8 protein-coding genes are annotated in these 12,127 nt (G+C 64.6%); all 8 read left to right on the forward strand.

The features are described from left to right. Positions 1-82 precede the first annotated feature (82 nt). The 8 genes from KVP70_RS09545 to KVP70_RS09580 all read left to right on the forward strand — a co-directional run bounded on the left by KVP70_RS09545 (position 83) and on the right by KVP70_RS09580 (position 12,123). Positions 83-2,485 carry a TonB-dependent receptor plug domain-containing protein gene (locus KVP70_RS09545; RefSeq protein WP_217941937.1) on the forward strand — a complete coding sequence of 801 codons (2,403 nt, stop codon included), beginning with the start codon at positions 83-85 and terminating at the stop codon, positions 2,483-2,485. Positions 2,486-2,578: 93 nt separating this feature from the next. Continuing rightward, positions 2,579-3,463, forward strand: a complete 885-nt coding sequence (locus tag KVP70_RS09550; RefSeq protein WP_217941938.1) for a LysR substrate-binding domain-containing protein — start codon at positions 2,579-2,581, stop codon at positions 3,461-3,463. 117 nt (positions 3,464-3,580) lie between these two features. Continuing rightward, positions 3,581-4,654 carry a porin gene (locus KVP70_RS09555; protein WP_217941939.1) on the forward strand — a complete coding sequence of 358 codons (1,074 nt, stop codon included), beginning with the start codon at positions 3,581-3,583 and terminating at the stop codon, positions 4,652-4,654. A gap of 61 nt (positions 4,655-4,715) precedes the next feature. Beyond that, on the forward strand, positions 4,716-6,056 hold the full coding sequence (locus KVP70_RS09560; RefSeq protein WP_217942169.1) for an MFS transporter: 1,341 nt from the start codon (positions 4,716-4,718) through the stop codon (positions 6,054-6,056). Positions 6,057-6,063: 7 nt separating this feature from the next. Next, entirely contained in the window at positions 6,064-7,404 is a 1,341-nt protein-coding gene (gudD, locus tag KVP70_RS09565) for a glucarate dehydratase (RefSeq protein WP_217941940.1), read from the forward strand. A gap of 130 nt (positions 7,405-7,534) precedes the next feature. After that, the gene (locus tag KVP70_RS09570) at positions 7,535-7,975 is read left to right on the forward strand and encodes a DUF2844 domain-containing protein (protein ID WP_229224714.1); all 441 of its coding nucleotides are present in this window, start codon (positions 7,535-7,537) and stop codon (positions 7,973-7,975) included. 10 nt (positions 7,976-7,985) lie between these two features. After that, positions 7,986-9,698 (forward strand): DUF3443 family protein, encoded by a 1,713-nt coding sequence (locus KVP70_RS09575; RefSeq protein WP_217941942.1) that lies wholly within the window; start codon positions 7,986-7,988, stop codon positions 9,696-9,698. 328 nt (positions 9,699-10,026) lie between these two features. Then, on the forward strand, positions 10,027-12,123 hold the full coding sequence (locus KVP70_RS09580) for a bifunctional 2',3'-cyclic-nucleotide 2'-phosphodiesterase/3'-nucleotidase (RefSeq protein ID WP_217941943.1): 2,097 nt from the start codon (positions 10,027-10,029) through the stop codon (positions 12,121-12,123). Positions 12,124-12,127: the final 4 nt, after the last annotated feature.

Here is a 12,127-nt window from a genome sequence, read left to right on the forward strand (position 1 = left end):
AAGTTTGGCCGCAAAATTGTCAGAAAAGTCATGTCCTGATGAGCTATTTGACTAAAATCAAATTTTTCACGGGAGAGAAAACTTGTTCGCCAACACCCAATTACGTCATGCAGTACTGCTCAGCCTTTACGGCGCAGCCGCCCTCAGCCTCGCACCATCCGCTTTCGCGCAGTCAGCGCAGGAAGCCAAGCCAGACACCCCGATGCAATCGGTCAGCGTGGTCGGCTCGCGTCGCGCGACCACTTCGTCCACCGACACCGTGGTGCCGGTTGATATCATCCCGATGAGCAAGTCCACAGAACAAGGCGGCCAGTTCGACCTGGCGCAAACGCTGACTTACATCTCGCCATCGTTCAACTCGACCCGCCAGAGCGGCTCCGACGGCGCCGACCTGGTCGACTCCGCCGCGCTGCGCGGCCTCGGTTCCGACCAGACCCTGGTGCTGGTCAACGGCAAGCGCCGCCACACCACCGCGCTGGTCAACCTGTTCGGCGCCCGCAACCGCGGCAACACCGGCACCGACATGAACACCATTCCGCTGCTGGCGATCAAGGACGTGCAGGTGCTGCGCGACGGCGCCGCCGCCCAGTACGGCTCGGACGCGATCGCCGGCGTGATCGACATCGGCCTGAAGAAAAGCAAGGGTTGCGAAGCCGTCGCCGGCTTCAGCGAATACTCCAAGCGCGACGGCAAGAACTACATGACCTCGGCCTACTGCGGCTTCGAGATCGGCAACGGCGGCTCGCTCGGCATCACCGGCGAATACCTGGACCGCGGCCGTTCCAACCGCGCCGAGGCCGACAACCCGCGCATCATCGGCGACACCAAGACCAAGAACCAGACCATCTACCTGAACGGCGAACTGCCGACCACCGGCACGGGCAAGCTGTACTTCACCGCCGGCGGCCAGACCCGCAACGCCTCCAGCGCCGCCTTCGCGCGCGGCGGCATCGGTTCCGACGACATCCCGAGCCGCAACTCGGCGGCCATGTACCCGAACGGCTTCGTGCCCTTCATCAACGCCGACATCGACGACCAGTACGCCATCCTCGGCCACCGCAGCACGGTCGGCGACTGGAACCTGGATGTGTCGCAGACCTATGGCTACAACAAGATGCGCTACAACATCAGCCATACGATCAACGCCTCGATCGCCAACAAGGACTTGCTGGCCGGCGGCAAGGGCATCAGCCCGGACCGCTTCGATGCGGGCGGCTTCTCGTTCCAGCAGCTGACCACCAACCTCGACCTGAACCACTACTACGACGGCCTGGTCGGCGACGGCCTGAACGTCGCCTTCGGCGGCGAGTACCGCAGCGAGAACTACAAGATCTTCGCCGGCGAGCCCGGCTCGTACAACGACGTCGACGGCATCGGCTTCGGCGGCAACGCCGGCAGCCAGGGCTTCCCCGGCTTCCAGCCGGCCGACCAGGTCAACGCCAAGCGCCACAGCACCGCCGCCTACCTCGACCTGGAAGCGGACCTGAGCAAGACCGTCAAGCTGCAGGGCGCGCTGCGCTACGAGAAGTTCAGCGACTTCGGCTCCACCGTCACCGGCAAGCTGGCCGGCAGCGTGCGCGTGGCCGACAGCGTGCTGCTGCGCGGTTCGGGCAGCACCGGCTTCCGCGCACCGTCGCTGCAACAAGTTTATTTCTCGTCGACCTTCACCGACTTCATCGGCGGCGTGCCGACCGACGTGGTGCTGGCGCCCAACGGCGGCGCCGTCGCCAACGCGGCCGGCATCCCGAAACTGAAGGAAGAAAAGTCGACCAGCTTCACGCTGGGCACCACCTGGACGCCGAACGCCGCCGTCTCCGTGACCGCCGACCTGTACAACATCAAGATCAAGGACCGCATCGTGCTGTCGGGCCGCTTCAACGCCGACACCTATCCCGACCTGGCCGAGCGCCTGGCCAAGCTGGGCGTGGGCGAGGCGCAGTTCTTCGTCAACTCGGTCGACACCAAGACCCAGGGCCTGGACCTGACCGCGTCGCACAAGACCAACTTCGGTTCCAACAAGCTGACCACCTTCCTGGCGCTCAACGTCAGCAAGACGGAAGTGACCGGCATCCACCCGCCGGCTTCGCTCAAAGGCTTCGAGGACGTGCTGCTGTCGGAGAAGGAACGCCTGTACATCGAGCAAGGCGCGCCGCGCTCGAAGGCCACGCTGGGCTTCGACTACGTGACCGGCCCGTGGGAAAGCGACCTGAAGATCATCCACTTCGGTCCGCAAACCCTGGGCACGTTCAGCGGTACGGCGGCCGGCGTGCCTAACCAGCACTACGAGTCGAAGACCTCGGCCGACCTGAGCTTCACCTACAGCATCAACAAGAACATGAAGTTCACCTTCGGCGGCAACAACATCTTCAACGTCAAGCCGACGTCGCAGAACGCCGACGAGACCGACAACGGTTTCAAGTATGAAAGCGTGCAGTTCGGTTTGAACGGCGCTTCCTACTTCGGCCGCCTGTACGTCAAGTTCTAAGCTTCCGCTCGCGGAAGCTGCCGCGCCTGTACACTGAACCCCGTAAGTTGACCAGCAACTTACGGGGTTTTTTAACGCCGCGAGAGGTGGAAGATGTTTGAGATCAGCCAGTTGCGCTGTTTTGTCGCCGTGGCCGAGGAGCTGCACTTTAGCCGCGCGGCCGAGCGGTTGAATATGACGCAGCCGCCATTGAGCCGCCAGATCCGGCTGCTGGAGCATAATGTCGGCGCCGAGCTCATCGAGCGCAATAGCCGCGTGGTGCGGCTGACCGTCGCGGGCAAGGCGTTCCTGCCGGAGGCCACGCGCATCCTTCGGCTGTCGCACGAGGCGGTGCTCACGGCGCGCCGAGCCGCCAAGGGCGAGCAGGGACATCTGGCCATCGGTTTCACCTCCGCGTCGGGCTACAGCTTGCTCCCCGAGGTGGTCCGGCGACTGCGGGAGCGCTGCCCCGGCATCTCCCTGACGTTGAAGGAACTGGTCAGCACGGCGCAGGTCGAGGCGCTCAATTCAGGCGAGCTGGACCTGGGCCTGATGCGCCCGCACACACTCAACGCGGAACTTGAAACCACGCTGCTGGCGACCGAATCGCTGATGTTGGCCATCCATGAGGACGACGCCGGCAACTGGCCGCTGGAGCCTACGCTGCAGAGCTTGCACGGCAAGCCTTTCGTGATGTACTCGCCATTTGACGCGCGGCCGTTTCATCAGATGCTGAGCGAGCGGTTCGCCAAGGCGGGTGTGGAACCGGACATTATCGAACACGTCGGCCAGGTGCACACCATGCTGGCCCTGGTCCGCGCCCGCCTGGGCGTGGCCCTGATTGCCGAAGGCGCGGGGCGGCTCAGGTTCGACGGTCTGGTGATGAGAAAGATGGAGACCGAACCGGTGCAGATGGTGTGCGTTCACCGGCGCGACAACGAAAACCCTGTATTAGCTGTCTTTAAACGAGAGGTATTGCCGACGTTTCACGCTGACTGACTCCGCAGCGATTCATTAATTGAATCGATGGCGACACTCTTTGGTTTGGTGATGCATGGATGCCAGCCCTATGATTGATTTGCAAGCCAATCATAAAAAATACATCAAGGAGACAGCATGAAACAAGCGGCAGCAATAGTCCTCGCCCTGGGCGCAGCCACGGCACAAGCCCAGTCCTCGGTCGCGATCTACGGCATCGTCGATGCCGCCATCGTCGGCGATCGCGGCGGCAGTGCCGGCAACCTCACCAAGGTGACCAGCGGCGCCGGCTCCGCCTCGCGCATCGGCTTCCGTGGCAGCGAGGAGCTGGGCGGCGACATGTCGGCATTCTTCACGCTGGAGGCCGGCACCAAAATCGACACCGGCGAGATCGACGCGGCCGGCACCATATTCAACCGCCAGGCCCTGGTCGGACTGAAAACCGCGATCGGCTCGATCGCCCTCGGCCGCCAGTACACGCCTTACCACACCACGCTGGTCAATATCGTCGACCCGTTCAATACCGGTTACGCAGGCAGCTCCAAGAACTTGTTCCCGGACTCCGGCACGAATATCCGCACCAGCAATACGATCAGCTATGCGTCGCCGCGCGTAAACGGCGTCGATGGCGAGGCGTTCTACAGCGCCGGCGAGCAGTCGACTATCCGGGCCGGGCGCCAGTTCGGCGCAGCGATCGGCTACGCGACGGGGCCGTTGACTGTGCGCCTGGCCTACAACAGCAAGAATTCCGACGTGGCGGCCAACGGCGCCACCCCGGCGGTCAACCGCACCCTGGGGCGCAACACGCTGCTGGGCGCGAACTACAACTTCGGCTGGATCAAGGTCAATCTCGGCTACGGCGTCGACAAAGGCGACAACGCCGCGCCGTTGGGCAACCCGAACAATCCTTATGGCGGCGTCAAACCGACGGCTTCGACCGATGGCCGCGACTACCTGCTGGGCTTCAGCGCGCCAGCCGGCCCGGGTACCGTGTTGGGCTCGGTGATGCACAAGGACGACCGTACCGGCTTCAACCAGGATGCCAATGCCTGGGGTATCGGCTATCTGCATCCACTGTCGAAACGCACCTCGCTCTACGCCGCATACGGCCATATCCACAACAAAAACGGCGCCGGCTACACGGTCGCCAACAACACTGAAAGCGGCACTGGCAACACTGGCTACAACCTCGGCATGCGTCACACTTTCTAAACCGGCATAACAAAGTACAGGACACACCGTGGAACAAGCTCAAGTCACCCAGGCCGTCAGCATGGCCCAGCCGCAGACGCGCAAACGCTGGGCCATACTGGCCATGCTGTTTGCGATTACCACCATCAATTACGCGGACCGCGCGACGATTTCGATCGCCGGGCCGGAAATCAAAAAAGCACTCTCGCTGGATGCGATCCAGATGGGCTTCGTCTTCTCGGCGTTTGCCTGGTCGTATGTGCTGACCCAGCTTCCGGGCGGTTGGCTGCTCGACCGTTTCGGATCGAAGATCACCTACTTCTTCAGCATCTTCCTGTGGTCCACCTTCACGCTGTTCACCGGTGCTGCGGGATTCGTGACCGGCGGGGCGGCGGTGGTGCTGCTGTTCGTGCTGCGTTTGCTGGTCGGCGCCGCCGAGGCGCCTTCGTTCCCCGGCAACAGCCGCATCGCCTCGTCGTGGTTCCCCACCCACGAGCGGGGCCTTGCCGCCGCGGTGTTCAACTCGGCGCAATACTTCGCCACGGTGCTGTTCGCGCCTATCATGGGCTGGCTGGTGCATTCCTTCGGGTGGCAAAGCGTTTTCTTCGTCATGGGCGCCCTGGGCATCTTCATGGCTTTCGTCTGGCTCAAGACGATCTACGGCCCCAAGGATTACCCCGGCATCAGCGCCAGCGAGCTGCAGTACATCCAGCAAGGCGGCGCGCTGGTCGATCTGGAAAGCGGACAGCACGCCGCCCAGCCCGCGCAGGTGAACACCATGGCTTGCATCAAGGAGCTGCTCGGCAGCCGGATGCTGCTGGGCGTGTACATCGGCCAGTATTGCATCACCACGCTCACCTATTTCTTCCTCACCTGGTTCCCCGTGTACCTGGTGCAGGAGCGCCACATGACGATCCTGAAGGCCGGCTTTGTCGCCTCGCTGCCCGCCATCGCGGGCTTCCTTGGCGGCGTCAGCGGCGGCTGGCTGTCGGATCGCTTGAACAAGGCGGGCTATTCGCTGTCGGTGTCGCGCAAGCTGCCTATCGTGATCGGCATGCTGCTGTCGATGAGCATGATCGCCTGTAACTACATCGAGACCGATATGCTGGTCGTCGCCATCATGTCGCTGGCCTTCTTCGGCAAGGGCATCGGCGCGCTGGGCTGGGCGGTGGTGTCGGACACGTCGCCCAAGGAAGCCGGCGGCCTGAGCGGCGCCCTGTTCAATACCTTTGGCAATACCGCCGGCATCACCACCCCCATCGTCATCGGCTACATCGTCCAAAACACCGGTTCGTTCTCGGGTGCGCTGGTGTTTGTCGGCGCCAATGCCGCGATGGCCATCTTCTGTTACCTGTTCATTGTCGGCGATATCAAACGCGTCTCGCTGACCACTTCGCTGAACCCAATATCTCAACCACGCTAGAGCCCATATGAATCACATCGTCACCAACGCCCCCGTCGTCACCGACATGCGCGTCGTTCCCGTCGCCGGCCAGGACAGCATGCTGCTCAATCTGAGCGGCGCCCACGGTCCGTGGTTTACCCGCAACATCGTGATCCTGACCGATAGCGCCGGCAATACCGGCCTGGGCGAGGTTCCCGGCGGCGAGAAAATCCGCCAGACCATCGAAGACGCACGTCCGTTTGTCATCGGCAAAACGCTGGGCGACTACAACAGCGTGCTCAACACGATGCGCGCCGCCTTCGCCGACCGCGACGCCGGCGGCCGCGGCCTGCAGACCTTCGACCTGCGCACCACCATCCACGCGGTGACGGCGATGGAGTCGGCGCTGCTCGACTTGCTGGGGCAGTTCATGAACGTGCCGGTCGCGGCGCTGCTGGGCGATGGCTTGCAGCGTCCAGCGGTCGAGATGCTAGGCTACCTGTTTTACGTGGGCGACCGCAACAAGACGCCGATGGCCTATCGCAGCGAACCCGATGCCGACGATGCGTGGTTCAGGCTGCGCAACGAGGAAGCGCTGACGCCGCAAGCCATCGTGCGCCTGGCCGAAGCGACGCACGCGCGTTACGGCTTCAACGATTTCAAACTGAAGGGCGGCGTGTTGTCCGCCGACGAAGAGATGGAGGCGATCGTCGCCTTGCACGAACGCTTCCCGCAGGCCCGCGTGACGCTGGACCCGAACGGCGGCTGGCTGCTCAAGGAGGCGATCCGCGTCTGCCGCGACAAGCATGGCATCCTGGCGTATGCGGAAGACCCATGCGGTGCGGAGAACGGCTACTCTGGCCGCGAAGTCATGGCCGAGTTCCGCCGCGAGACGGGGCTGCCGACCGCCACCAACATGATCGCGACCGACTGGCGCCAGATGGCGCACGCGATCCAGCTGCAATCGGTCGACATCCCGTTGGCCGACCCGCACTTCTGGACCATGCAGGGGTCGGTACGCGTCGCCCAGCTGTGCCAGATGTTCGGTCTGACCTGGGGCTCGCACTCGAACAATCACTTCGATATTTCGCTGGCGATGTTCACCCACGTCGCCGCGGCGGCGCCCGGCAAGGTGACCGCGATCGATACCCACTGGATCTGGCAGGACGGCCAGCGCCTGACCAGGGAACCATTGAAAATCGAGGGCGGCATGATACATGTTCCGGCCCGGCCCGGCCTGGGTGTCGAACTGGACATGGTTGAGCTGGAGAAGGCCCATCAAGCCTACAAGAACCTGGGGCTCGGGGCCAGGGATGATGCCGCGGCGATGCAGTTCCTGGTTCCTAACTGGCAGTTCGACAACAAGCGCCCTTGCCTGGTGCGATAGGGCTGGATTGTCGCAGGCTGTTGATGTGTAACGTTTGCTTACACATCGCTAACGCCATTGAACCCGATGCCGTTCTACACTGCCTGCATCTTAGGCACAGGAGCACCTTATGCGCCGGGCATTCTTATCCATGTTGCTACTATCCTTGCTGCAAGGCACACTGGCCTACGCGGCGCTGGGTAGCGCGCCATCCAATTTCGGCGCGGCGCCCGTCAGGCAAGGCGGGCGCAGCCTGGCGGCCGTCAGCGGCGTCGGCACGGCCGTCTACACCGTCAGCCAGAGCACGCTCGACAGCGGCACGGTGGTGCGCGAATACGTCAACACCGACGGCACGGTGTTCGCGGTCAGCTGGAGCGGCCCTGCCCTGCCCGACCTGCGCACCCTGCTGGGCGACAAGTTCGCCGTGCTGACCGGCGCCGCCGCCCAGCGGCCCAAGGCGGGCCACTCGCAGCTGGCGCTTGAACGGCCGGACGTGGTGATCGTCTCCGGCGGCCACATGCGCGCCTATGCCGGCCACGCGTGGATACCGGACGCGCTGCCGGCCGGTTTCGACACCGCTGTCATCGAATAAGGAAACGCGCATGCTCCGCTCCCTCTTTGCCGGCGCCCTGCTCGCGCTGACGCTCGGCGCCTGCGGCGGTGGCGGCAGCGGCGCCGCCGCGACCGCCACCCAGACCACAAGCCAGGCCGCCGCCACTGTCACGCCGGTGGTCAGCATCAGCGCCACGCCGACCGCCACCACCGTCGGCCAGGTCATCACGCTGAGCTGGAGCGTCAGCAATCCCAGCGCGGCCGGCTGCACCGCCTCCGGCGCGTGGAGCGGCAGTCTGGACAACAGCGGCTCGCGGACCGTCACGGCCGGCGCGGCCGGCACCGCTTTCTACACCATCACCTGCAGCGGCGTCAGCAAGACCACCAGCGTGGTCGTCAGCACGCCGGCGCCCTCGCCCACCGTCAACCTGACGCTGGCGCCGGCCAGCATCACCACCGCGCAGACTTCGGTGCTGAGCTGGTCGTCGGCCAACGCCAGCAGCTGCACCGCCAGCGGCGCCTGGAGCGGCGCCAAGGCCAGCTCGGGCTCGATCAGCGTCGTGCCCAACGCGGCGGGCAATTTTGTCTACACCTTGTCCTGCACGGGCGACGGCGGCAACGTCAATGCCAGCGCCGCGCTCAGCGTGACTGCACCGCTGAGCAACAGCACCGCCATCGTGGTCGACAGCGGCCCCACCGGCATCAACGGCTCGATCAATATTCCGTATGTCAGCGTGACGGTGTGCCAGCCGGGCACCACCACCTGCCAGACCATCGACCACGTGCTGCTCGACACCGGCTCCTACGGCCTGCGCCTGCTGGCGCCGCTCGACGCGGCGCTCAAGCTGCCGACCGTGAAGACGCCGTCCGGCGCCGACGCCGGCGAATGCGCCAAGTTCATCAGCGGCTACACCTGGGGCGCGGTGCGCCAGGCCGACGTCAAGCTGGCGGACGAAACGGCGGCCGGCATTTCGATCCAGGTGATCGGCGACAACGGCGCCAACTACGCCGCCACGCCATCGAGCTGCAGCAGCGCCGGCAACAGCCTCGGCTCGCTGGCGGCGCTGGGCGCCAAGGGCGTGCTCGGGGTGGGATTGTTCAAGCAGGACTGCGGCGACAGCTGCGCCAGGTCGGCGCTCAGCGGCGCCTACTACGCCTGCACCAGCAACGGCTGCACCGCCAGCAGCATGGCGCTGGCGTCGCAGGTCAGCAATCCGGTGGCGTCGTTCGCGGTCAACAACAACGGCGTGCTGATGGTGCTGCCCGGCGTCGGCACGGCCGGCCTGACGTCGGTCAGCGGCACGCTGATCTTCGGCGTCAACACCCAGAGCAACAACAGCATCGCCGGCGAGACGCTGTACCAGACCAACGGCAGCGGCGACTTCAGCACCACCTACAAGGGCAAGACCTACAGCGCCAGCTTCATCGACAGCGGCTCCAACGGCTACTTCTTCAGCGACAGCACGATACGCACTTGCTCGGGAGGGGATTTCTATTGTCCGGCGTCGACGCTCGCGCTCAGCGCCACCAACGCGACGGCCGACGGCAGCGCCAGCGGCGTGGTCAACTTCAATGTGGCCAACCTGGTGCAACTGGCGTCGACCATTTCGGCGGCGCAGGTCGGCGGCACGGTGGGCAGCACCGGCGCCGGCGCGGGCAATTACTTTGATTGGGGATTGCCCTTCTTCTACGGCCGCCGCGTGTTCGTGGTGTTCGAAGGGGGCGCCGTCAACGGCAAGACCGGGCCGCTGTGGGCCTATTAGGATCGCACAACGCCCGCCGTTGCCGGCAGCGCCCGATAAGCGCTGCCGTCAGAGCCGCTGTTGTGGTCCATCTTTTGGGTTTTGCCTACCTTCTCTCCGTGGGTGTCTGGTCGAAGGATGATGCATCTCTGCGCGCGCCGGCGTTGGTAACCCCGGCGCGACTTGCCAGAATAGCGGCCGCCGCCCGGGCGGTATCGCGAAATCACGACAAATCCCTGTTAAATCGCGCCAGGCGCCGCCACCCTGCAAATGTTTGCGTTTTGTCACGGCCATGTCATGTGGGTTGGGTACAGTCGCCACCTTGAATTTTCTTAATTTTGAGGGTGCAATGAAAACAAATCTGGTGATGTTGGCTGCGTTGACGGCGGCGGGTCTGGTTGGCTGCGGTGGCGACTACACGCCGCCGCCGGCGATCGCGGAAGGCACGACCGTCACGCTGGCGCTGATGGAGACCACCGACATCCACGCCAACGTGATGAGCTACAACTACTACTCACTGGCGGAAGACACCAGCCTGGGCCTGGAACGCACCTCGACCCTGGTCAGCGCGGCCCGCGCGGAAAACCCGAACAACGTGCTGCTGGACGACGGCGACGTGATCCAGGGCACCCTGCTGGGCGACCTGCAAGCGGTCACCAAGCCGATCGCCTGCACCGACACCATGGCCGTGCACAAGGTCATGAACGCCATGAAGTACGACGGCGGCGGCTTCGGCAACCACGAGTTCAACTACGGCCTGCCATTGCTGAGCCAGATCACCAATACCGACTTCGGCATTCCGGGCGTGAGCAAGCCGGCCGGCGCCTGCGGCGCGCCGGCCTTCCCGCTGGTGCTGACCAACGTCACCGGCGTGGCCAGCAACAAGCCCATCGTGCAGCCGTACACGCTGCTGCCGCGCACCTTCAGCGCCACCAAGCTGGACGGCACCAAGGTCGACGTCAAGCTCAACATCGGCATCATGAGTTTCGTGCCGCCGCAGATCCTGGACTGGGACCAGAAGAACCTGGCCGGCAAGGTCGCCGTGACGGGCGTGCAGGAAGCGGCCAAGCAGTATGTGCCTGAAATGCGCGCCAAAGGAGCCGACCTGGTGGTGGCGCTGTCGCACGGCGGCCTCGACCCGAGCGCCTACAGCCCGAAAATGGAAAACGGCAGCTATCACCTGACCAGCACCGGCATCGACGCGCTGCTGATCGGCCACTCGCACCTGATCTTCCCGAAAGGTAAAGAGACCGGCGCCGCCGCGCTTGATCCATCGTTCGCCGCCTTCCCGGCCAGCGCCAAGATCGACGCCGTCAACGGCTTCGTCAACGGCGTGCCGACCGTGATGGCGCAAAGCTGGGGCCGCCGCCTGGGCATCATCAAGCTGACCTTGGTCTTCACCGGCGGCAAGTGGGTGGTGCAGCAGGACAAGACCAGCGTGGAATCGCGCGGCTTCAAGTACACCGACGGCGCCACCATCGTCAAGGCCGATCCGGCCATCGCGCCCATCGTCGCCACCGAGCACGCGGCCACCATCGCCTACGCCAGGCAGCCGCTGGGCGTGAGCACCGACTTTGAAATGTCGGCCTACTTCTCGCTGGTCGGCGACGTCAGCGCGATCCAGCTGGTCAACCAGGCGCAGCTGGACTACGTGAAGAAATTCATCGCCGCCAGCACCGACGCCACCCTCGCCAGCTACAAGAACATCCCGGTGATCTCGTGCAGCGCGCCGTTCAAGGCCGGCCGCAACGGTCCTTCCGACTTCACCGACGTCGCGCCGGGCGCCAGCGCCGCCGCGCCGGTCGGCCTGCAGGTGCGTAATCCGGGCGACCTCTACCTGTACAGCAACAACAACCTGCAGGCGGTGAAGATCAAGGGTTCCGACCTGAAGGCCTGGCTGGAAACGGCGGCCAAGCAGTTCGGCCAGATCGACCCAACCAAGACCACCGAACAGGACCTGGTGCCGTCGTACGGCACGATCTATAACTACGACGTGTTCTACGCCGAGAACAACGCGCTGACCTACCAGATCGACGTGACCAAGCCGGTCGGCAGCCGCATCGTCAACCTGAGCTACCTGGGCAAGGCCGTGGCCGACGGTGACGACTTCATCGTCGCCACCAACGACTACCGCGCGGGCGGCGGCGGCGCCGTGCCCGGCATCGACGGCAGCAAGACCATCATCAAGTCGCCGGACGCCAACCAGACCGTGGTCAGCAACTACCTGACGGCGCAAGGCGCGGCCAGCGGCAAGGTCACGCTGGCCGGCAACGGCAGCGCGCGCAGCTGGAGCTTCGTCAAGGTGGCGACCGCCGGTCCGGTGATCCTGCGTTCGGCGCCCGGCCACCTGGCCTTGGCCAAGAGCAGCGGCATCAGCGCCGTGACGGCCGAAGGCGCGCTGGACGCCAGCGGCTTCGCCAAGTACTCGGTCGATCTGAGCAAGTAAAACT

Source organism: Duganella violaceipulchra, assembly GCF_019166075.1.
GTDB lineage: Bacteria > Pseudomonadota > Gammaproteobacteria > Burkholderiales > Burkholderiaceae_D > Rugamonas > Rugamonas violaceipulchra.